Annotated in this window: 22 protein-coding genes; 14 read left to right on the forward strand and 8 right to left on the reverse strand. The window is 71.9% G+C overall.

The window, feature by feature from the left end:
- Positions 1–16: 16 nt before the first annotated feature.
- On the reverse strand, positions 17–781 hold the full coding sequence (locus tag ACFY1H_RS34850) for a crotonase/enoyl-CoA hydratase family protein (protein WP_366578226.1): 765 nt from the start codon (positions 779–781) through the stop codon (positions 17–19).
- A complete protein-coding gene (locus ACFY1H_RS34855; protein ID WP_386953573.1) occupies positions 778–2,292 on the reverse strand; it encodes an AMP-binding protein in 1,515 nt (504 codons plus the stop codon). The genes ACFY1H_RS34850 and ACFY1H_RS34855 overlap by 4 nt, the downstream gene beginning before the upstream one ends.
- 56 nt (positions 2,293–2,348) lie before the next feature.
- Here ACFY1H_RS34855 and ACFY1H_RS34860 point away from each other — a divergent pair, with 56 nt between their 5' ends.
- Complete coding sequence (locus ACFY1H_RS34860) at positions 2,349–2,879, forward strand: TetR/AcrR family transcriptional regulator (protein ID WP_386953576.1); 531 nt, start codon at positions 2,349–2,351, stop codon at positions 2,877–2,879.
- A 3-nt stretch (positions 2,880–2,882) separates the two neighbouring features.
- On the opposite strand, the gene ACFY1H_RS34865 is transcribed toward ACFY1H_RS34860, so the two are convergent.
- The gene (locus ACFY1H_RS34865) at positions 2,883–3,785 is read right to left on the reverse strand and encodes a serine hydrolase (RefSeq protein ID WP_366578232.1); all 903 of its coding nucleotides are present in this window, start codon (positions 3,783–3,785) and stop codon (positions 2,883–2,885) included.
- Positions 3,782–4,675 (reverse strand): LysR family transcriptional regulator, encoded by an 894-nt coding sequence (locus ACFY1H_RS34870; RefSeq protein ID WP_366578234.1) that lies wholly within the window; start codon positions 4,673–4,675, stop codon positions 3,782–3,784. Before ACFY1H_RS34870 ends, ACFY1H_RS34865 begins: the two co-directional genes overlap by 4 nt.
- Before the next feature lie 102 nt (positions 4,676–4,777).
- On the opposite strand from ACFY1H_RS34870, the gene bla (ACFY1H_RS34875) reads away from it, so the two are divergent.
- Genes bla (ACFY1H_RS34875) through bla (ACFY1H_RS34885) form a run of 3 tightly spaced genes read left to right on the forward strand, consistent with a single transcriptional unit; the run spans position 4,778 to position 7,178 of the window.
- Entirely contained in the window at positions 4,778–5,668 is an 891-nt protein-coding gene (gene bla / locus ACFY1H_RS34875) for a class A beta-lactamase (protein WP_366578236.1), read from the forward strand.
- A gap of 20 nt (positions 5,669–5,688) precedes the next feature.
- Entirely contained in the window at positions 5,689–6,246 is a 558-nt protein-coding gene (locus ACFY1H_RS34880) for a D-alanyl-D-alanine carboxypeptidase family protein (RefSeq protein ID WP_366578237.1), read from the forward strand.
- Between the two features lie 11 nt (positions 6,247–6,257).
- Positions 6,258–7,178: a class A beta-lactamase gene (gene bla / locus ACFY1H_RS34885; RefSeq protein WP_386953580.1), complete on the forward strand. Its 921-nt coding sequence runs from the start codon at positions 6,258–6,260 to the stop codon at positions 7,176–7,178.
- 1 nt (position 7,179) lies between these two features.
- Here bla (ACFY1H_RS34885) and ACFY1H_RS34890 read toward each other — a convergent pair whose 3' ends face one another.
- The 4 genes from ACFY1H_RS34890 to ACFY1H_RS34905 are packed head-to-tail and all read right to left on the reverse strand — an operon-like array spanning position 7,180 to position 9,837.
- Positions 7,180–7,545, reverse strand: coding sequence for an RNA-binding S4 domain-containing protein (locus tag ACFY1H_RS34890; protein WP_366578241.1), 366 nt, complete (start codon positions 7,543–7,545; stop codon positions 7,180–7,182).
- Between the two features lie 25 nt (positions 7,546–7,570).
- Entirely contained in the window at positions 7,571–8,200 is a 630-nt protein-coding gene (locus tag ACFY1H_RS34895) for a TetR family transcriptional regulator (RefSeq protein WP_386953584.1), read from the reverse strand.
- 45 nt (positions 8,201–8,245) lie between these two features.
- Complete coding sequence (locus ACFY1H_RS34900; RefSeq protein WP_366578244.1) at positions 8,246–8,437, reverse strand: ferredoxin; 192 nt, start codon at positions 8,435–8,437, stop codon at positions 8,246–8,248.
- On the reverse strand, positions 8,437–9,837 hold the full coding sequence (locus ACFY1H_RS34905; RefSeq protein ID WP_366578246.1) for a fatty acid desaturase: 1,401 nt from the start codon (positions 9,835–9,837) through the stop codon (positions 8,437–8,439). Before ACFY1H_RS34905 ends, ACFY1H_RS34900 begins: the two co-directional genes overlap by 1 nt.
- A 127-nt stretch (positions 9,838–9,964) precedes the next feature.
- Between ACFY1H_RS34905 and ACFY1H_RS34910 the strand changes: the two genes are divergently transcribed.
- The 10 genes from ACFY1H_RS34910 (at position 9,965) to ACFY1H_RS34955 (ending at position 21,659) form a co-directional block, all read left to right on the forward strand.
- A complete protein-coding gene (locus tag ACFY1H_RS34910; protein ID WP_386953588.1) occupies positions 9,965–10,756 on the forward strand; it encodes a class I SAM-dependent methyltransferase in 792 nt (263 codons plus the stop codon).
- Positions 10,757–10,796: 40 nt separating this feature from the next.
- Positions 10,797–11,615, forward strand: coding sequence for a TetR family transcriptional regulator (locus tag ACFY1H_RS34915; protein ID WP_366578250.1), 819 nt, complete (start codon positions 10,797–10,799; stop codon positions 11,613–11,615).
- A 181-nt stretch (positions 11,616–11,796) separates the two neighbouring features.
- Positions 11,797–12,252, forward strand: a complete 456-nt coding sequence (locus tag ACFY1H_RS34920; protein ID WP_366578252.1) for a Fur family transcriptional regulator — start codon at positions 11,797–11,799, stop codon at positions 12,250–12,252.
- The gene (katG, locus tag ACFY1H_RS34925) at positions 12,245–14,479 is read left to right on the forward strand and encodes a catalase/peroxidase HPI (RefSeq protein WP_386953592.1); all 2,235 of its coding nucleotides are present in this window, start codon (positions 12,245–12,247) and stop codon (positions 14,477–14,479) included. Before ACFY1H_RS34920 ends, katG begins: the two co-directional genes overlap by 8 nt.
- A gap of 274 nt (positions 14,480–14,753) precedes the next feature.
- A complete protein-coding gene (locus ACFY1H_RS34930) occupies positions 14,754–15,794 on the forward strand; it encodes a LacI family DNA-binding transcriptional regulator (protein WP_386953595.1) in 1,041 nt (346 codons plus the stop codon).
- Between the two features lie 145 nt (positions 15,795–15,939).
- Positions 15,940–16,911, forward strand: coding sequence for a sugar ABC transporter permease (locus ACFY1H_RS34935; RefSeq protein ID WP_366578257.1), 972 nt, complete (start codon positions 15,940–15,942; stop codon positions 16,909–16,911).
- 3 nt (positions 16,912–16,914) lie between these two features.
- Positions 16,915–17,742: a carbohydrate ABC transporter permease gene (locus ACFY1H_RS34940; protein ID WP_386953598.1), complete on the forward strand. Its 828-nt coding sequence runs from the start codon at positions 16,915–16,917 to the stop codon at positions 17,740–17,742.
- A gap of 74 nt (positions 17,743–17,816) precedes the next feature.
- Positions 17,817–19,094, forward strand: a complete 1,278-nt coding sequence (locus ACFY1H_RS34945; RefSeq protein WP_366578259.1) for a sugar ABC transporter substrate-binding protein — start codon at positions 17,817–17,819, stop codon at positions 19,092–19,094.
- A 40-nt stretch (positions 19,095–19,134) separates the two neighbouring features.
- Complete coding sequence (locus tag ACFY1H_RS34950; protein WP_366578261.1) at positions 19,135–20,322, forward strand: ADP-ribosylglycohydrolase family protein; 1,188 nt, start codon at positions 19,135–19,137, stop codon at positions 20,320–20,322.
- Positions 20,319–21,659 (forward strand): ADP-ribosylglycohydrolase family protein, encoded by a 1,341-nt coding sequence (locus ACFY1H_RS34955; protein ID WP_366578263.1) that lies wholly within the window; start codon positions 20,319–20,321, stop codon positions 21,657–21,659. The genes ACFY1H_RS34950 and ACFY1H_RS34955 overlap by 4 nt, the downstream gene beginning before the upstream one ends.
- Positions 21,660–21,880 lie beyond the last annotated feature (221 nt).

Consider the following 21,880-nt stretch of genomic DNA (forward strand, 5'->3'; position numbering starts at 1 on the left):
GTGCCCCGCCCCGGAGTCACGCGTCGAACGAGCCGTGGCGGCCGGCGCCGCGGGTGAAGCGGGTGGCGCCGGCGACGGTGTCGCTCGCGAGGGACACCAGGCCGTGGCCGAACTCGTTGGCCAGGGCTTGTTCTTCGGTGGCGCCGTGTTGTTCGAGCACGGACGCGCGGTCCTCGCGCAGGCAGGTCTGCGGGAAAGCCGCCAGGCTCCGGGCCAGCTCGACGGCCGCGTCGAGGGCCTGGCCGGCGGGAACGACGCGGTTGGCAAGTCCGATCCGGAGTGCTTCGTCGGCGGCGACCGGGCGTCCGGTCAGGATCAGGTCCAAAGCGTGGCTCTGGCCGATCAGACGCGGCAGCCGTACGGTGCCACCGTCGATGAGCGGCACGCCCCAGCGCCGGCAGAACACGCCGAACACGGCGGTTTCGTCGGCCACGCGCAGGTCGCACCAGATCGCCAGCTCCAGCCCGCCCGCCACGGCGTGGCCGCTCACGGCGGCGATGACCGGCTTGCTCAGGCGCAGCCGCGTCGGGCCCATCGGACCGTCGCCCGACGGTTCGGTGCGGTTGCCGCGGCCTTCGCTCACGGCCTTGAGGTCGGCGCCCGCGCAGAACGTGCCGCCGGAGCCCTGCAGCACGGCGACCGAGGCGTCGGGATCGGCGTCGAAGGCGCGGAAAGCGTCCGCCAGCGCCGAAGCGGTGGCGCGGTCGACGGCGTTGCGCCGTTCGGGCCGGTCGATTGTCACGATCGTGACGGGGCCGCGCTTCTCGACCAGGACGGTCATCGGTCCTCCCACAGGGGCTCACGCAGGGCACGGCGCAGGATCTTGCCCACCGCCGACTTCGGGATCGCGTCGACCACGTGCACGCTCTTGGGCACCTTGTACCCCGCGAGCAGGCCACGCACGTGCGTGCGCAAGTCCTCTTCGGACACCGCAGCGCCCGGCCGCAGGGCGACGAACGCCGTCACCGCCTCGACCCACGTCGGGTCGGGTGCGCCGACCACAGCGGACTCGGCGACGGCCGGGTGCGCGGCCAGCGCGTCCTCGACCTCCCGCGGGTAGACGTTGTAGCCGCCTGTCACGATCATGTCGCTCGCGCGGTCGACCAGGTAGAGGTACCCGCGCTCGTCGGCGCGAGCGAGGTCGCGCGTGCGGATCCAGCCGTCCACGAGGGTCTCGGCGGTGAGCTCGGGCGCGTCGAGGTACCCGCTCATCGTAAACGGCGCGCGCACGCGGATCTCCCCGATCTCCCCGCGCGGCACCGGATTCCCGTCCGGGTCGGTGAGCAGGAGTTCCGCGTCGACGGCCGGGTGGCCGCACGAGCCGAGCAGCTCGCCGCGCAGGTGGTCGGCCTTGCCGAGCACCGTCTGGCACAGCGGTGCCTCGGTCTGGCCGTAGTACTGCACGAACTTCGGGCCGAAGCGCCCCATCGCCTCCTCGATCAGCGGCTTCGGCATGGGGCTGGCGCCGTAGACGATGGTGTCCACCGCAGAAAAGTCCACACTGGACTCGGTGAGCAGCAGGCCCAGCATCGTCGGCACGAGGTTGACCTCGGTGACGTGGTGCCGGGCGATCGAGTCGAGATAGGACCCGGGGTCGAAACCCGGCAGCACGACCGCGCGGCCGCCGCGGATCCAGTACGGCAGCACGAAAGTCCCGCTGGCGTGGATGAGCGACGCGGCGTGCAGCATCGCCGAGCCGGGCCCGGGGGAGAGGAGGTTGGCGAGGATGTTCGTGGTGATCGCGGCGTAGCTGGCCTGCGTGTGCTGCGCGGCCTTGAGGGTGCCGGTGGTGCCGGACGTGTAGAGGGCGAGCACGACGTCGTCCGGGGCGACCCGGATGCACGGGTCGGCCGCCGGAAAGCGGTCCAGCTCGGCGACGAGGTCGAGGTCCCGGGCGCGCCGGCGGTCGCCGAGCCCGGCCAGGCGCAGGCCGTCGAGGGCTTCGGCGAGTTCCGCGGCACGTTCGGCCAGGGGCTTGCTGTACACGAGCAGGGTGACGCCGGTTTCGGCGAGCATCCGCGTTTGTTCGGCCACGGCGAGGCGGGCGTTGAGCGGCACCCGGGTCACGCCGGCCTTGAGGCAGGCGAAGTCGAGCGGGACGGACCACTCGCCGTTGTCGACCAGCAGCCCCACCCTCGTGCCGCGGCCGGCCCCTGCGGCGAGCAGCGCGTTCGCGAGGCGGCTGGCGCGCTCGTCGACCTCGGCGAAGGAGAACTCCCGGTCGCCGACGACCACGGCCGTCCGGTCCGCGAAGCGCTGGGCACCCCGGCGCACCAACTCCACAGCGAGCATGCCGGAAGGTTTTCACAGTCCGTCCGGACTGTCAACGAGGACGGTAGGCTGCCCGGGTGACCCGCAGCGAACAACGAGCGCGCACCCACCAGACCCTGCTGGACGCCACCGTCGCGTGCCTGGTCGAGTTCGGCTACGCCGGCACGACGACGCAGCGCGTGCAGGAGCGAGCGGGCGTGTCGCGCGGCGCGCTGCTGCACCACTTCGGCTCGAAGGCGGACCTGTTCGTCGCGGCGATCCACTACATCGCCGAGCAGCAGCTGGCGCGGGTGCGGCTCGCCGGCGCCGACTCGCGGCGGCAGCTGGTGGCGGCGTTGCGGGAGGCGATGTCGGGGCCGTTGTTCCTGGCGGGGCTGGAACTCTGGCTCGGCGCGCGGACCGACCCGGCGTTGCGTGCGGCGTTGCTGCCCGCCGAACGCGAGCTGGGGCGGGAGCTGCGCAAGGCGTTCGAGTCCACAGGGGACGATCGCGTCGGCTACGAGTCGCTGCTGATGCTGTTGCGGGGCCTCGCGCTCACCAGCATCCTGCGCGACGACACCACCGTTGCCGACGCGGTCGTGGACCGCTGGTTCGACCGCCTGGGCTGAGGTTCACCGCGACCGCAGGTGGTCCCGCATCGTGCGCGCGACCCGGGCCATGAGGATCTCCGCCTCGGGCTGGATCGCCGCCGGCACCCGCGACTCGGTGAGCGCGGCCACCGCGAACACCTGCCCGTCGGCGTGCTCGGCGACCCCGACCTCGTGCCGCAGGTTCAGCAGCGTGCCGGTCTTGGACGACCACTTCGTCGCGTCGGACCCGAAATCCGGCGTGAGCCGCTGGCGCAGCAGGTTGTGGGCCATGAGCTCCCGGGTGCGCGCCGCCACCTCGGAGTCCACTTCGGACGGCCGCCACAACGCCTCCAGCAAAGCGACATACGCCCGCGCCGACCCGGCACTGGCCCGGCTGACGTCCAGTTGCGACACCGGGTGCCCCCGCCCGGCCGTGCCCGCGCGAATGGCGAGCGCGTGGGCGAGGTGCACCTCGCCGGGCTCGAACCGTTCCGCGGGGGTGTCGGCCAGCTCCGCCGTCGGGTGCCGCACGGAGACGCCGTCGATGCCCCACTCGCGCAGCATCCGCGTGACCTCGGCCGGCGGCGTGAGCTCGAACAACGCGTCGGCCGCGGTGCCGTCGCTCACCGCCACGCTCAGGTAGAGCAGATCGTCGATCGCCACGCGCGCCGGGTGGCGGAACCGCGCCAGCCCGGCCGGCCCGGCGGTGGTGACCCGCCCGGGCTCCACCTCCAGCTGTGTGGCGCCGTCGAGCTCGCCCCGCCGGATGCGCTCCAGCGTCGCCGCCGCGAGCGGCACCTTGACCAGCGACGCGCTGGGGAACTCCCAGTCCGCGTCGAGGCCGATCTCGTGTCCGGTGTGGAGGTCGCGCACGAGGAAGGAGCCGCGCAGGCCGCCGTCGTCGAGTTGTTCGCGGAGGTCGCGGAGCAGGGATTCGGTGTTCACACGGTCTCCTCGTCGGAGGCGCCGAGGCAGCGGGCGATGCCGGACCGCAGCCGGGTGCGCAGGTGGTGGGCGTCTTCGCCGAGTGCGGCGGCGATGTCGAAGCCGCGGGCGAGGGAGGCGACGCCGAGGGGGCGCCAGCCCAGGCCGAGCTCGGTGGCCTGCGCGGGGGAGCACAGGAGCAGGTCGGCGGAACTGTAGACGGCGGCCGCGGCGGCCGTCAGGGAATCGGCGACGGAGACCTGGGCCGGTTGCAGCCCGACGGCGTCGCGGACGCGGAACACGCGATCGCGGATGTGGGGCACGTCGTCCTCGGGCTGGATCCACACGCGGCGGCGCCCGGCTTTCGTGGCACGGCCGGCGCGCAGCGTCTCGAGGTGGACCACGGGCGGGAGCTGCTGGCGTTCCGTCGCGGCGACGCCGAGCGGCACCGTCCACACGGCCTCGGTCTCGGGCACGGCCACCAGGGCGGCGCGCACGTCCTGCGTGCGCACGAGCTCGGCGCGCTCGCCGGGCGGCGCCGGGCGGAACTCGAGGAAGATGCCGAGCGCGCGGGCCTCGGCGTCGAGCTCCGCCAGGTCACGCGTCGGGCAGGTGCCGGGCACGGCGAGGCGCAGCGGACGCAGCTTGGCGCGCTTCGCGTCGTGCTCCATGGCGTCGGCGAGGTGGACGAGGCGCCGCGCGGACGGCAGCATGTCGCGGCCGAACGGCGTGAGCTGGGCTCTTCGCGTCGCGCGGTCGAAGAGGCGCTCGCCGAGGTGGCGTTCGAGCGCTGCGATCCGGCGGCTCGCCACGGGCTGGGGGATGCCGGCCACCGCCGCCCCCGCCGTGAAGCTCCCGGTCTCGCTCACGCCGACGAACGCGCGGCAGCTTCCGATCAGGTCCACGACCACACTGTATGCCCGTTCCGCATGGAAGGGGCCACTTCTGTCTTGGACAGCATGAACGACCTTGGTGAGACTGCGGATGTCGATCACTTCCGAAGGGGGAACCCGGTGTTCAGCAAGTCTGTGGTGGCGGCGGTGGCATTGGTGGCGCTGGCGGGATGCGGCGCGCCGCAGGCTCTGCCGCCCGCCGCGCCGCCCGTCACTTCCGCTTCGCCGACGGTCTCGAACCAAGCGTTCGCCGATCTCGAACGGTCGTTCGGCGCCCGGCTCGGCGTGTACGTCGTGGACACCGGCTCGGGCCGCGAAGTCGCCTACCGCGCGGACGAGCGGTTCGCGTACGCGTCGACGCACAAGGTGTTCAGCGCCGCGGCTGTGCTGCAGAAGGTGGGGACGGCGGGGCTCGACCGCGTGATCAAGTACGGGCCGGGCGACGTCGTCGCGAACTCGCCGATCACCGAAAAACACGCGGGCGCCGGCATGACGCTCGGCGCGATCATGGACGCCGCCCTGCGCTACAGCGACAACACCGGCGGCAACCTGCTCTTCCGCGAGCTCGGCGGGCCGGCCGCGCTGGGCACGTGGCTGCGCTCGATCGGCGACACGACCACCCACGTCGACCGCACCGAACCCACCCTGAACGAAACCACGCCCGGCGACCTCCGCGACACGACCACCCCGCGCGCCTGGGCCCGGTCGCTGCGCACGGTCGCCCTCGGCGACACCCTGGCCGCGCCGCTGCGCACCGTCTTGACGAACACCATGCGCGCCAGCACCACCGGCACCAACCTCGTCCGCGCGGGCGTTCCTTCGGGGTGGCAGGTCGCCGACAAGTCCGGCACCGCCGACCGCGGCACCCGCAACGACATCGCGATCGCCTGGCCCCCGGGCCGCGCGCCGATCGTGTTCGTCGTGTTCTCCGACCACCTCGCCACCGACGCCCCCATCGACGACGCCCTCGTCGCCCGCGCCACGGCGGCCGCGGTGAAGGCGCTGGGATGAGACGTTCTCCTGGGGGAGTCATGAAACCGTCCACTTCGGACCCTTATTCGCGGCGTCGTGACCTCGGCTACCGGGTGATCACGCGACTGCTCGCCTTCGCGCTGTGGCCACCGGCCTGCCTGGTCGCGCCCGGCCTCGGACGATCCGTCGCGTGCTCCTGGGCGCTCCGCATCCGCTTCCCGTCCGAGGACCTCAGCGGCCTGTCGCCCGGCACCCACGCCGCTTTCGTCGCGGCCCGCTGCGCGGCCCTCTGGCACCACGGCACCCTCCTCGGGCTCACCTCCGGCCACCGCGACGCCGGCGCCCAGGACCGCCTGTTCACCGCCGAGGTCCGCCGCACTGGCTCCGCCGCCTCGGCCCGCCGGCGCGCCCTGCCCCCGGCGAGCTCCCGCCACGTCACCGGCACCGCCCTCGACATCCGCCCCCGCGACGGCGCCCACTGGCTCGAACTCCACGGCGCGGCCCACCACCTGTACCGCGTCTACGACAACGAATGGTGGCACTTCGAATACCACCCCGAAGGCCGTCCACCGCGCGTCCCCCACCCGGGCTTCTCCCTGGCGGACGCGGAATCGTGAGAGGAACTTCCGTGGCGGACCGACGTCGCATCACGCGGCGGACCCTGCTCGCCGGAGTGCTCGCCGCACCTATCGCCGGGTGTGCGAACCCGGCCCTACCGAGCCCCGCATCACCGCCGAACCCCGCACCACCACCGAAAACGGCAATCCCGCCGTCGACCGCCCCACTCGAAGCCCTTGAGCGGAAGTACCAGGCCCGCCTGGGGATTCACGCGCTCGACACGAAAACCGGAGCCACGCTGGACTACCGGGCCGACGAAAGATTCGCCTTCTGTTCCACCTTCAAAACCTTCGCCGCGGCAGCCGTGCTGCAGAACCACTCTCTGTCCTACCTGGACACGAAAATCCCGTACACCCCAGCCGAAGTCAACTCGTTCTCGCCGATCACCCAGCACCACGCCGGCGCCGGGATGAGCGTGCGGCAGCTGTGCGACGCCGCGATCCGCTACAGCGACGGGACGGCCGGCAACCTGCTCATGCGCGACGCCGGCGGGCCGGCCGGGCTCACCGCGTACCTGCGCGGGCTCGGCGACGCCACCAGCCGCATGGACCAGTACGAGCCGGAGCTCAACCGCGACCCCCTGGACGACCCCCGCGACACCACCACCCCGCGCGCGCTGGCCGCCGACCATCGAGCGGTCGTGCTCGGCACCACGCTCCAGCCGGACCAGCGAGCACTCCTCGAAGACTGGCTGGCCCGCAGCACCACGGGCGCCCAGACCATCCGCGCGGGTGTGCCCGCCGCCTGGCGCGTGATCGGCAAAACCGGCCACGGCGACTACGGCCGCGTCAACGACGTCGCCGTCCTCCGGCCGCCGGGCGCGCCCCCGCTGGTCTTCGCGATCATGTCCGACCGCACCGCCTACGACGACGAACCCCGGTACGCGTTGATCGCCGAGGCCGCGAAGTACGTCGCCCGAACCCTGGGCTGACTCAGCCCCAGCGCGACCGGAACTCGTCGAGCACGCGGCGCTCCCGCTTCGTCGGCCGGCCCGCGCCGCGCTCGCGGCGCGCCACCGGGATCGCGGCCTCCGGCGGGGGTTTCGGGGTGCGGTCGATGATGCACTTGGCCGCCTCGGGCGCACCGACGCGTTTCTGGATGACCTGGACGACCTCGACGACGCGGGTGGTCTGGCCGATCCGGGCGCGGACCTCGTCGCCGGGGACGACGGTGGTGGCGGGTTTGGCCGGCCGGTCGTTCACGCGCACGTGCCCGCCCCGGCACGCGGCGGCCGCGTCCGAGCGCGTTTTCGCCAGCCGTACGGCCCACAGCCAGCGGTCCACCCTGGTCGACTCCACGGGTCCATCATGCCCCAGCCGCCGGTCAGCCGCGGCGCATAGGCCGCGCCGCCGACGTGCCCAGCACGCGCCCGACCACCCAGGCCAGCGCGTCGGCCGTGCGGGCGGGGGTGTCGGACGGCTGCATCACGTGGCTGAGCACGGTGCGCACGACGAGGTCGATCACCACGGCGATCTGCTCGTCGTCCAGCGGCGGCCCGTAGGTGCGCACGCGCTCGATCAGCATGGTCTTCGCCTCGGTGAGCAACGAGCCCGCGCGCGTGGTCAGCAGTGGCAGCAGTTCCGTGTCCGTGCCGTGTGTCGCCGACGCGATGGCGCGCAGCAGCGTGTTGTCGTCGGCGAGGTCGAGCACGGCGCGGATGGCCTCGTAGATCGCCTCGACCAGGTCGTCGGGGTGCCGGTCGAACGCGGTGCGCACCACGGCGAGGAAGCGGGCCAGCTCGTGGGAGATCATCACCTCGGCCAGCGTGGCCTTGGAGCCGATCTCGTTGTACACGGTCTGGCGGCTCACGCCCGCGGCCTCGGCCAGCCGCGCCATCGTGACCGCCGACCAGCCTTCGCTCGCCGTCAGCTCGATGGCCGCGGTGACGATCGGCTGCCGGTGCTGGCCGCCCTCGGGCGGTGCGGTCCGGGGTGCCCCGCTCATGATCGTCATCCTAGGCCGCCTCCCGTGTGGTCCCGGCGAACTGGCGAACGCACGTCAGTCCCGCACCTTCAGCGCCAGCACCGGGCACGCGTCGGCCGCGGCCGTCACGTCCAGGCGGTGCTGCTCGGCCGGGCTCTCCTCCAGCAGCACCACCGTGCCGTCGTCCCCGACCTCGAAGAAGTCCGGCGCCATCGCCTCGCACATGCCCAGCCCCGCGCACAGTTCGCGGTTCGCCTCGATCCGCATCACGCACCCACCCTTCCGGGAGCCACGAAGTCGACCTTCTCGCGCACGCCGCAGTCCGGGCAGCACCACGAGTCCGGGATCGCCGACCACGGCGTGCCGGCGGGGAAACCCTCGCGCGGATCACCGCGGTGTTCGTCGTAGACGTAGCCGCAACCGGGGCACATGCCGCCCTCGGTGGCGTCACCGCGGGTGTCGGCGGCGATCCGCTCCTCGGCCGTCACGCGGGTGCCGTACCGGGCCAGGACCCTGCCCCGCTTGCGCGGCTGGATGTTGGCCCGGCCGATGTCGCCGTCGAAGTGCGCCAGCACCCGCGGGTCCATCACCCGCCGCCACAACGGCGGCACGAGCGCCAGCACGATCATCCCCGCGTACCCGGTGGGCAGCACCGGCGACTCGGCGAAGTCCCGCAGCGTCTGGTAGCGGCGCGTGGGGTTGGCGTGGTGGTCGCTGTGGCGCTGCAGGTGGTAGAGCAGCACGTTGGTGGCGATGTTGTTGGAGTTCCAGCTGTGGCTCGGGTCCACCCGCTCGTAGCGGCGCCGGTCCGGCGCCCCCACCCGCCGGCGCAGCATCCCGTAGTGCTCCATGTAGTTCACGACTTCCAGCAGCGAGAAGCCCACCACGGCCTGGATCAGCAGGTACGGCAGGATCCCCACCCCGAGCCACACCAGCATCGCCGCCCACAGCACGGCCGACATCAGCCACGCGTTGAGCACGTCGTTGCCGATGCGGAACGGGTGCTTGTCCCGGCGGGCGTAGCGCTTGCGCTCCAGCCGCCACGCGGACTTCAGCGAGCCGCCGACCGTACGCGGCCAGAAGCGGTAGAAGCTCTCGCCGACGCGGCTCGAAGCCGGGTCCTCGGGGGTGGCCACGCGGACGTGGTGGCCGCGGTTGTGCTCGATGTAGAAGTGGCCGTAGAAGCTCTGCGCGAGCGCGATCTTCGACAGCCAGCGCTCGTGGCTCTCCTTCTTGTGCCCCAGTTCGTGGGCGGTGTTGATGCCGATCCCGCCGATGCACCCGATGGACGCGGCCAGCCCGATCTTGTCCACCACGGTCAGGTCGCCGCGCCCGATCAGCCAGAACGCCGCCACGAACCCGACGTACTGGATCGGCAGGAAGAGGTAGGTGATCCAGCGGTAGTACCGGTCGTTCTCCAGCTGTTCGAGCACGTCGTCGGGCGGATTGCTGCGGTCGAGCCCCGCGACCAGGTCGATCACGGGCACGATCACGAGGATCACGATCGGCCCGATCCAGAACCACACGCCCCAGCCGGTGGCCGCGTGCAGCCCGATCGCCAGGAAGGCGAGCGAGGGCACCACGAGCCCGATCAGCCACAGGTACCGCTTGCGGTCCGTCCACGACTCGGTGGAGCCGGCGGGCACCGTCCCCGCGACTTCGCTCATCTCGTCCTCCTCCGTCAACGACACTGTCCGACGTGGTTGACAAGACGGTAAGTGATGTACACCTAGCTTGACAAGTCGAAGAGAAATGTAAAGCCATGGACCTTGCCCGCGGGCGTAGGTTCGGACGATGAGCGACTGGTCGTCGGGCGAGGCGTACGAGCGGTACGTCGGCCGGTGGAGCCGCCGGGTCGCCGCGGCCTTCCTCGAGGGCACGGTCGTGCCGCCCGGAGCGCGCTGGCTCGACGTCGGCTGCGGCACCGGCGCGCTGACGTCGGCGGTGCTGGCCACGGCCGATCCCGGCGGCGTCCTCGGCGTCGACCGGGCCGTGCCGTTCGTCGCCCACGCCCGCCGGCTGGCCGCCGACCCGCGGGCGGCCTTCGTGGTCGGCGACGCGCAAGCCCTGCCCGTGCCCGGCGACGCGTTCGACGCCGCCGTGAGCGGGCTGGCGCTCAACTTCGTGCCCCATCCGCACCGGGCGGTCACCGACTGGGTCCGGGCCGTGAAGCCCGGGGGAGTGGTGACCGCGTACGTGTGGGACTACGCCGAGGGCATGGAGCTGATGCGCTGGTTCTGGGACGTCGCGGCCGAGCTCGACCCGGTCGTCGCGGACCTCGACGAAGGCCGCCGCTTTCCCCTGTGCCACCCGGATCCGCTGAGTCGACTGTGGACGGACGCGGGCCTGACCGGCGTGGTGGTGCGCGCGATCGGCGTGCGCACCGCGTTCGCCGGCTTCGACGACTACTGGCTGCCCTTCCTCGGCGGGCAGGGTCCGGCGCCCGCGTACGCGGTGCAGCTGCCCGAAGACCACCGCCGGGCCCTGCGCGACCTCCTGCGCGCCCGGCTGCCGATCGCCGCGGACGGCACGATCACCCTCACGGCTCGGGCATGGGCCGTGCGGGGCAGCGTGCCGCGCCGCTGACTCGCCGGAAATCCCGTGTCCTCAAGCTATTCTCGGTTCCGTGGGCGGACGGCGGGTCGACTGGGCGGCGTTGCGGACCCCGCGGGACGAGGCTCCCGCGGAGGGCCTGCGCGAGCGCAAGAAGCGCGAGACCCGGCGCCTGCTCGTCAACACCGCCACGGAGCTCTTCCTGGCGCGCGGCTTCGACGCCGTGCGCGTCGCCGACGTCGCGCGGGCCGGCGGCGTGTCGGAGAAGACCGTCTTCAACTACTTCCCCGCCAAGGAGTCCCTCATCCTCGACCGGCCCGACGCGACGCTGGCCGCGTTGCGCGTCGAACTCGGCGACCCGGCCCGCACGCCCGTCGAAGCCGTGCTGCGCATCCTCGCCGGCGAGCTGGCCGCGGTCACCGGCTGGCTGGAGGACCAGCGTGATCGCCGCGCCGCGGGCGCGGGGTTCCGCCGCTACGGCGAGCTGATCCGCTCCACGCCGGCGCTGGCCGCCTACCAGCGCGAGCTGCTCGACGAGCTCGCCGCCGGCGCCGCGCGGCTGCTGGCCGTGCGCGCGGGCCTGGCCACCGCCGACCCGGAGCCGCAGCTCGCCGCGATCGCGCTCACCGGGCTGTGGCGCGTGCAGTTCGGCAGCCTCGCCAAGCACGTGGACGCGGGCCGCACCCCGGCCCGGATCCGCGGTGCCGTGACCACCGACGTGCTCCGCGCCGCCCGGCTGCTGGAGTCGGGTCTGGGCCACTTCGCGCGCACGCGGCGTCCGGCGGTGAAGGACGCCGCCACCAAGACGACCGGGGTGAGAAGCCCGGTCGCGAAAAGCCCGGCGAGTGCGAAACCGGTACGGACCTCGCGCCGCCCGGACACCGGTGCCTGAACGTCCAGAGTGGCCGCCGGCAGCGGGAAACCTCCGGGCTCACCCGGGTTCGCGCGAAGTTTCCGTGACTGTAAGTTTACGGCGACCCCCCAGCGTGTGACGGTGGGAGCGGGTCATCCGGCAGGTTCACGACGGCGGGTCATTCTTGATTGATTCCAGAAGCTGCGGCACACTGCCAGGCGTGCCAACGACTTCGGACTTCGAGCGCATGCTACGCGGAGCGGCTCTGCGGGTGACGCGTCCTCGGATGGCGGTGCTGTCCGCGGTGCACGATCATCCCCACGCCGACACCGCGTCGCTCATCGGTGCCGTGCGCGCGGATCTCGGCGAGGTGTCCCACCAGGCCGTCTACGACGTCCTGGCCGCCCTGACCTCCGCGGGTCTCGTGCGGCGGATCGAGCCCGAGGGCTCGGTCGCGCGGTACGAGGCACGGGTGGGGGACAACCACCACCACGTCGTGTGCCGGTCGTGCGGTGCGATCGCCGATGTCGACTGCGCGGTCGGCGCCGCGCCCTGCCTGACCGCGTCGGACGACCACGGTTTCGTCATCGACGAGGCCGAGGTCATCTACTGGGGCCTGTGCCCCGACTGCAACACCGTTACCCACACTGATTCCCGGAAGGATTCCCGTGTCTGACACCCCCAACGCCGAAGTCGGCGAGATGAACGTGGAGAGCGCGGGCGGGTGCCCCGTCCACACGGGGCGCATCGCGCACCCCACCGAGGGCGGCAGCAACCGTGACTGGTGGCCCAACCAGCTCAACCTCTCGATCCTCCGGAAGCACTCGGCCGTGGCGAACCCCATGGACGAGGACTTCGACTACGCCAAGGAGTTCCAGACCGTCGACCTCGACGAGCTGGCGCGCGACGTCGACGCGGTCCTGACCACCTCGCAGGACTGGTGGCCCGCGGACTTCGGTCACTACGGCGGCTTCATGATCCGCATGGCGTGGCACAGCGCCGGCACCTACCGCATCGAAGACGGCCGCGGCGGCGCGGGCGCCGGCATGCAGCGCTTCGCCCCGCTGAACAGCTGGCCGGACAACGGCAACCTGGACAAGGCCCGCCGTCTGCTGTGGCCGGTGAAGAAGAAGTACGGCAAGAAGATCTCGTGGGCCGACCTGATGATCTTCACGGGCAACCGCGCCCTGGAGACCATGGGCTTCAAGACCTTCGGCTTCGCCGGTGGCCGCGCCGACGTGTACGAGCCCGACCAGGACGTGTACTGGGGCCCGGAGCGCACCTGGCTGGGCGACGAGCGCTACAGCGGTGACCGCGAGCTCGAGGCCCCGCTGGCCGCCGTGCAGATGGGCCTGATCTACGTCAACCCCGAGGGCCCGAACGGGAACCCGGACCCGGTGGCCTCGGGCCGCGACATCCGCGAGACGTTCCGCCGCATGGCGATGAACGACGAGGAGACCGTCGCCCTGATCGCCGGTGGCCACACCTTCGGCAAGACCCACGGTGCCGCCGACGCCGACGAGTTCGTCAGCGCCGAGCCCGAGGGCGCGCCGCTCGAGGAGCAGGGCCTGGGCTGGAAGAACAGCTTCGGCTCGGGCAAGGGCCGCGACGCCATCACCAGTGGCATCGAGGTCACCTGGACCCCGACCCCGACCAAGTGGAGCAACTGGTTCTTCCACAACCTGTTCGAGTACGAGTGGGAGCTGGAAACCGGCCCCGGTGGTGCGAACCAGTGGAAGCCGGCCAACGGCGCCGCCTCGAACACCGTGCCGGACCCCGAGACCGGTGAGCTCAACCGCGCGCCCGGCATGCTGACCGCGGACCTCGCGCTGCGCTTCGACCCGATCTACGAGCCGATCTCGCGCCGCTTCTACGAGAACCCGCAGGAGTTCGCGGACACCTTCGCCCGCGCCTGGTACAAGCTGACGCACCGCGACATGGGCCCGGTCCAGCGCTACCTCGGCGCGCTCGTCCCGGACGAGGCCCTCATCTGGCAGGACCGCGTGCCGGCCGTCGACCACGAGCTGGTCACCGACGCCGACGTCGCGGACCTCAAGGCCAAGCTGCTCGACTCGGGCCTCACCACGGCCCAGCTCGTGTCCACCGCGTGGGCGTCGGCCTCGACGTTCCGCATCGGGGACAAGCGCGGTGGCGCCAACGGTGCCCGCCTGCGCCTCGAGCCGCAGCGCGGCTGGGAGGTCAACAACCCGGACGAGCTGGCGCAGGTCCTGACCACGCTCGAAGGTGTGCAGGAGGCCTTCAACGCGGCCCAGTCGGGCGGCAAGAAGATCTCCCTGGCCGACCTGATCGTGCTGGGCGGCGCCGCGGGTGTCGAGAAGGCCGCGAAGGACGCGGGCGTCACCATCACGGTGCCGTTCACCCCGGGCCGCACCGACGCGACGGCGGAGCAGACCGACGCCGAGTCGTTCGTGCCGCTCGAGCCGAAGGCCGACGGCTTCCGCAACTACCGCGGCAAGGGCAACCGCCTGCCGAGCGAGTACCTGCTCATCGACCGCGCGAACCTGCTCAACCTGAGCGCGCCCGAGATGACCGTGCTCGTGGGTGGCCTGCGCGTGCTGGGCGCCAACTACCAGGCGTCGAAGCAGGGCGTGTTCACCGAGACGCCGGGCGCGCTGACCAACGACTTCTTCACCAACCTGCTCGACATGGGCGTGGAGTGGAAGACGGTGTCGGAGGACGGCGAGGCCTTCGAGGGCCGCGACCGCGCCACCGGCGAGGTCAAGTGGACCGGCAGCCGCGTCGACCTGCTCTTCGGGTCGAACTCGGAGCTGCGGGCCGTGGCCGAGGTCTACGCCGCGGACGACGCGAAGGAGAAGTTCGTGAAGGACTTCGTCGCCGCGTGGGACAAGGTCATGATGCTGGACCGCTACGACCTGGTCTGAGCGTGACGCGGGGGCCTTCGGGCTCCCGGTGACCTCCGAAGGGGGCGGGGACCACGGGTCTCCGCCCCCTTTTCCGTGCCCGGAAAACCGCCGCGCCGCAGGTCGCAGGCGTCGGCCGGGCGCGGAGGTCACGGTGTGGTGTACCGCTGGTTGACACGGTGGCTCCGCGGGGTGCACTATCGTGATTAATCCCGTTGGAAACGTTTCCAACGGCCCGATCGCAAGTTGGAAACGTTTCCAGATCCGCGAGACCACTTCCGAGGTACGAACGACGATGACGTCAACACGGGCCACGCTGATCCAGGTGGCCGAGCGCGCTGGGGTGTCCCTGGCGTCCACCTCCCGTGCGCTGCACGGCGTGGGTGCGAGCAAGGCGATGGTCGAGCGCGTCCGGGCTGCCGCCGAGGAGCTCGGGTACAGCGCCGACGCGATCGGCCGGTCGCTGCGGATGAAGAAGACGTTCCAGGTCGCGTTCGCGGTGGCGGACATCGGCAACCCGGTCTACGTCGAGATGATGCGGGCGATCCACGAGGTGCTGGCGCCGCACGGCTACCGCGTGGTCGTCATGTCGACCGGGGACACCTCCGACTCGACGATCGAGCTGGTGCGCAGCCTCGGCAGCGGCTTCGTGGACGGCATGATCGTGAGCCCGCTGCGCACCGACGACGGCCTGATCACCGAGATCCAGCAGGCCCCCGTGCCCGTCGTGGTGATCGGGCGCGCGATGGACGACCGCGGCATCAGTTCCGTGTCCACCGATTCCGCGGGCGGGATCGGCGAGGCGGTGCGCCACCTGCACGCCATCGGCCGCCGCCGCATCGGCTTTCTCAACGGTCCCCTCGACACCACGCCCGGTGCCTCGCGCCAGCGCGGTTTCGACGCCGCGGTCAACGCCGGCGACCTCGCGGCCGAGCGCATCGAGCGGGAGACCGCCGAGGACTTCACCGTCGGCGCCGGCCTCGAGGCCGCCCGCCGGATCCTGGCGCGCGTGCCCGAGGGCACGCCGCAGCTGGACGCGCTCGTCGCGGCCAACGACCTGCTCGCCATCGGCGCCATCCGCGCCGTGCGGGAACTCGGTCTGTCCGTGCCGGAGGACGTCGCCGTGACCGGCATGGACGACACCGAGATCGGCCGCGTCTTCCAGCCCAGCCTCACCAGCGTGTCCCTCGGCGCGAGCGAACGCGGGCGCGCCGCGGCCCGCCTGATGCTGCAGCTCGCCGACGACCCCGGCCAGCCGGCCCGGCAGGTGTCGGTGGGTGCGGAGCTCGTGGTGCGCGAATCCACCACAACGGCCACCGAACGGGGTGCGCGATGACAGTGCGGCTTGTGGGCATCCGAAAACGCCCGGCCGAAGACGGGTGCTCCACCGGCGAACGGCCCTCGCGGCCGGCGCCCGAGCGAACCGAACCGGCCGTGCCCCCTGCACCCACTTTGATTCCCGGGACCGAGCGAGGTGACCGATGACGACCCCGTCCCTGACCGAGCCGAAGCGCCCCACCGCGCAGCCCCCGGCCCCGCGGTCCAAAAAACGCGTGAAGCCGATGGCGCGCACACGCCGGCGGGAGGCGATCGCGCTGGTGCTGCCGTCGCTGATCCCGATCCTGGTGCTGAGCGTGGCGCCGCTCGTGGTCGGCGTGTTCCTGGCGTTCACCAACGCCCGGCTCGTGCGCCACCCCGACTACAGCTTCGCCGGCCTCGACAACTTCGCCCGCCTCGGCGGCAACGCGTTGTTCTGGGACTCGCTGCGGATCGGCATGATCTGGACCGTCGGCGTGACGCTGCTGCAGCTCGCGGCGGCGATGGGCCTGGCGCTGCTGCTCAACTCCGGCCTGAAGCTGCAGGGGCTGACGCGGGTGCTCGCGCTCGTGCCGTGGGCGATGCCGCCCGTGGTCGTGGCGATCATGTGGCAGATGATCTACTCCGCGAACGGCGGGCCGCTCAACGCGTTCCTCGGCGCGGTGGGCCTGCCGAGCGACATCAACTGGCTCGGCGACTTCTCCACGGCGCTGCCGGCGGTGATCGTCGTCGGCGTGTGGGTCGGGATGCCGCAGACCACGGTGACGCTGCTGGCCGGGCTGCAGCAGATCCCCGGCGAGCTGCTGGAGGCCGCGGCGGTCGACGGCGCGGGCGCGTGGCGGAAGTTCACGGCCGTGACGTGGCCGGCGATGCGCCCGATCGTCACGTCGATCACCTCGCTCAACTTCATCTGGAACTTCAACTCGTTCTCGCTGGTCTACGTGCTCACCGCCGGTGGGCCGGGCGGCAAGACGATGGTCCCGGTGCTGTTCATCTACCTGGAAGCCTTCAAGAACCGCGAGATCGGCTACGCCGCGGCGATGGGACTCGTCGTCGTGATCGTGGTGGTGCTGATCCTCGCCGTGTACCTGCGGTCGCAGTTCCGCACCGAAGACCGCGCGGAAAAGGGGCGCTGAGCCATGCGCTTGCTCGTTCGTCCGGCCCAGTACGTGGCCCTGGCGCTGTACATCCTGTTCCTCGGGTTCCCCCTGCTGTGGCTGATGTCGGCCTCGGTGAAGTCCTCGGGTGAGCTCAACTCGCTGACGGTGAACCTGCTGCCGCAGGAGTGGCACTGGGAGAACTACAGCGAAGCCCTGACGCGCCAAGGACTTCTGCACTCGGCGTGGAACAGCCTCCTCGTGGCGCTGGCCTCGACGGTGCTGTCGATCATCATCTCCGTGCCGGCGTCCTACGTGCTGGCCCGGCTCAAGGGCAAGGTCCGCATCGCCGGTGTCGGCTGGATCCTGGTGAGCCAGGTCTTCCCGGTGGTGCTGATCATCCTGCCGCTGTTCCTGATCCTGCGGACGCTCGGGCTGGCCGACAACCTCGTCGGGCTCACGCTCGTGCACACAACGTACATGCTGCCGTTCGCATTGTGGATGCTGCAGGGGTACGTGGCCGCGATCCCCACGGAGCTCGAAGAAGCGGGCGCGATGGACGGCGCGAGCCGGTTCACCGTGCTGCGCACGATCGTCTTCCCGCTGCTGGCCCCCGGCGTGGTCGCGACGGCGATGTTCAGCTTCGTGTCCTCGTGGAACGAGTTCTTCTTCGCCTTGGTGCTGCTGCAGTCGCCCGAGAACTACACGCTGCCCATCACCTTGAACATGTTCGTGGGCGGTGAGGGCAAGACCGCCCTCGGACCGCTCGCCGCCGGGGCCGTGCTCGCCGCGATCCCCAGCATCGTCTTCTTCAGCATCCTGCGGAGGAAGCTCACCAGTGGGCTCATGGCCGGGGCGGTGAAGGGATGACCCCGCACCCGCCCGGACCCCGCGAAACCGCCAACCCCGAAATCCCCCAACAGAAATCCCCGAAAGGTCGGTCGATGAAGACACGACGCCTGCTGGCCGCCGCCAGCCTGATGGTCACCGCCCTGCTCGTCGCCGCGTGCGGCAGCGGCAGCGGTGACGCGAGTGGCCCCGTCACCCTCACGTTCCAGTCCCTGTCCGACCAGCCGGCCGCGATCGCCGAGACGCAGAAGATCGTCGGCGCCTGGAACACCGCGCACCCCGACGTGCAGGTGAAGATCGTGCAGGCCGGCTGGGACAGCGTCTACGACAAGCTGATCACCCAGTTCAACGCCGGCACCGCGCCGGACATCGTGCACTACGAGGCGGCGGGCATCGAGCCGTTCGCCGAGGACGACTACCTCGCCGACCTCACGCCGTACCTCTCGCAGGCCAAGCGCGCCGACTTCCAGAAGGGCGTGCTGGACTCGGTGACCTTCGGCGGCAAGGTCGTCGCGTTCCCGACCGAGGTGCAGTCCTATGTGGTCTTCGCGAACAAGAAGCTGCTGCAGCAGGCCGGGGTCGCGGTGCCGACCGGCAAGACCATGACGTGGGACCAGCTGCGCCAGATCTCCAAGGCCACCACCAAGGGGTCCACCTACGGCCTCGGCTGGGGCCTGTCGAGCCCGACGGCGGCGTTCGTCGCGCTGGCCCCCGGCTTCGGCGGCAAGTACTTCCAGGGCACCGGTGACCAGGCCAACCTGACGGTGGGCGAGGGCGAGACGGCGCTGCCGAAGCTCGTCGACGAGATGGCCTACCAGGACCACTCGATCCTGCCGGTCACGCTGACGCAGTCGGGTTCGAAGGCGCTCGCGCCGTTCTACGCGGGCCAGACCGCGATGACCGTGCAGGGTTCCTACCAGGCGGCCAACATCGCGAAGGACGCGCCGAAGGGCTTCGACTGGGTCACGCTGCCGCCGCTGGCCGGCCCCGCCGGTCCCGCGCAGGCCGCCAGCCCGCAGACGTTGTCGGTGAACAAGGACTCCGCGCACGTCAAGGAAGCCGCCGAGTTCATCGACTACTTCACCAACACCGACAACCTGGCCGCGATGAACGAGGCCGACGCCCTGATCCCGCCCACGAACTCCGCGCGCCAGGCGCTGGCCACGAAGCTCGCCGGCAAGACCGGCTGGGACCAGATCCTCGCCTCGGGCCAGTACATCACGTCGGCGCCGTACCTGTTCGCGAGCAAGTACCCGCAGTGGAAGGACACCATCGCCACCCCGGCGTACCAGCAGTTCCTGGCTCAGAAGATCGACGCCGGTGGCTTGACGACCCAGCTGCAGAACGGCTGGAAGAGCGTTACCACCAACTGAAGTGTGACCACAAAACGAATTGGGACTGGAGACGATTCTCTTGACCTGGCTGGAAGACCGGGCCGTCGCGGTGATCACCGGCGCGGCCGTGGGCGACGCCCTCGGCGGGGCCGTCGAAGGGTGGACCCCCGAGCAGATCGAGGAACGCCACGGCGGCCGCGTGACCGGCATCGTGGGACCGTGGTACCCGAACTGGCGCGACGCGCGTCCCATCGCGCCGTACCACAAGGGCGACGGGCACATCACCGATGACACCCTCATGACGCGGGCGCTCGTGGAGGTCTACGCGAAGCGCCGTGAGCACCTCGACGCGTTCGCAGTGGCCGAGGACCTCGTGCCGCTGATGATCGGCGAACCGCAGTGGGTGCCGGAGCTGGAGTCCACGGCGCTGCTGCTGCAGCGCGTGTTCCTGGCGGAGAAGTGGATCGTCGCCCGGCTCCACTACGGACACGTGGACCCGCGCGAAGCGGGCGTGGGCAACGTCGTCAACTGCGGTGCGGCAATGTACGTCGCGCCGGTGGGCGTGGTCAACGCGGGTGATCCCCGCGGTGCTTACGCCGAGGCGATCGACCTCACGGGCGCGCACCAGTCGAGCTACGGCCGGGAAGCGGCCGGCGTCCTCGCGGCGCTGGTCGCGGCCGCGGCCGCCCCGGGCGCGACGCTGGGCGACGTGACCGCGGCGGCGCTGGAGCTCGCGCACGACGGCACGGCGGAGGCGCTGCGCGCGGTGATCGATGCCTTCGGCGGGACCACCTCGGCGCCGGCCACCGACGAGGAGGAGCGCGCGCTGGCCCGCAAGGTGCGGGAAGTCGTGGCGCCGTTCGACTCGGTGGGGCCGGAGTACCGGCAGATGTCGCTGGACGCGCGGCGGCCGTCGCGGACCAAGTCCATCGAGGAGCTGCCCGCGGCGCTCGCGTTCGTGCTCGCGCACCGCGGTGACTTCCGGGGTGCCGTGCTCGCGGCCGTGAACTACGGGCGTGACGCGGACTCGATCGCCGCCATGGCCGGGGCGATCTGCGCGGCCCTCGGTGGTGCCCAGGTCGTGCCGGCGGAGTGGCTCGACCCGATCAGCGAGGCCAGCCGCATGGACATCGTCGAGACCGGCCGTGTGCTGGCCTCGGCTGCGGCCGACATCATGCGGGCCGACCGGGAGCGGGCGCAGGCCCGGGTCAAGGCGCTGGACGGCCTGGACGGTGCCCTTCCCGTCGAGGCGGGGGCGCGGGCGTGAGGCTGACCTGGGCCCAGCCCGAGGACCTGCTCGCGCACGAGCTCGTCCAGTCCTCCGTGGAGGGTCGCGACACCGCGGACGTGCGGGAACGCTGGGTGGCGGCGGGCGGCGACCCCGTCCCCGCCGTGAGCGGCGCCGGGCCGAACCCGGCGCCGCCCGCCCTGCGGGCCCTGGCGCGCACGTTGCTCGACGAGCTCTCCGCCCGGCCGGTCGCTTCGGCGCCCGACGAGCCGGACGACTGGGACGCGATCGTCGCCACGTTGCCGGCCGCGCCGTCCCTGCCGCGGGGCCTGCGCGACGGGCGGGTCCTCGGCGCGTGGACCGGGCGGGCCGCCGGGTGCCTGCTGGGCAAGCCGGTGGAGAAGATCCCGCGCGAGGGCATCGAGGAGATCCTGCGCGCCACGGGCCGGTGGCCGCTGGAGACGTGGTTCACCGCCGTCGGGCTGCCTGCCGACGTCGCCGCGCGCTGGCCGTGGAACAAGCGCTCGGCGCCGACGTCGCTCGCGGAGAACATCCACGGCATGCCCGAGGACGACGACCTCAACTACCCGATGCTGGCGCTCACCCTGCTCGAGACGCGCGGGCGCGGCTTCACCACCGAGGACGTCGCCCAGCTGTGGCTCGACAACCTCCCGGCCGGGCGCGTGTTCACGGCCGAGCGAGCGGCCTACCGCAACATCCTCGACGCCCGCCCGGTACCCGAGACCGCGACGCACCTCAACCCGTTCCGCGAATGGATCGGCGCGCTGATCCGCACGGACGTCTTCGGCTGGGTCTCCCCGGGCGACCTGCGCGCGGCCGCACACCTGGCGTGGACCGACGCCCGGCTCAGCCACACCCGCAATGGCGTCTACGGCGCGATGTGGGCCGCGGCCCTGGCCTCGGCGGCGATGGTGTGCTCGTCGGTGGACGAGGTGCTTGACGCCGCCTTCACGGTGATCCCGCCGGGTAGCCGGCTGGCGGAGGCCGTGCGCCTCGGCCGCGAAGCCGCGTCTTCCGGCGACATCCGCACCGGCCTCGACCGCCTCCACGCCGCCTACGGCGACCTGCACTGGGTCCACGTGCTCGGCAACGCCGCCGTCATCGCCTACGCCCTCGCCCAGGGTGCCGGCGAGTTCGGCCCGAGCATCTCCCTCGCCGTCACGGCGGGCTGGGACACCGACTCGGCCGCCGCCACCGTCGGCGGCGTGGTCGGCGCCCTGCGCGGCGTGGACGGCATCGGCGCCCAGTGGGTCAAGCCCCTGGACGGCCGCATCGCGACGTCGTTGCCGGGTGGCGAACAGAAGATCACCGACCTGGCGGCCCGGACGGTCGCACTGGCGGAGCGTGTGTCGTGACCGGGAGTGTCGTGGTGGTCGGGTCGGTTCGTCAGCGCGGCGGCAGGGGAAATCCTGCACGCGTCGCGGGGCGTCGTCTTTGCGGCGCGGTTGGTCGCCCTCGCGGAGCGCGCGTCGTGACGACGCGCCGGTTCGCGCCGGCGGCGCCACTCGTCGGCGTTGCTGCAAGCGCGGGCGGGGAAATCCCGGTCGCGTTGCCGAGCAGCGCCGGCTCATCAGGG

The sequence above is a fragment of the Amycolatopsis sp. NPDC001319 genome, from assembly GCF_042896185.1.
In the GTDB taxonomy this organism is placed as follows: Bacteria; Actinomycetota; Actinomycetes; order Mycobacteriales; family Pseudonocardiaceae; genus Amycolatopsis.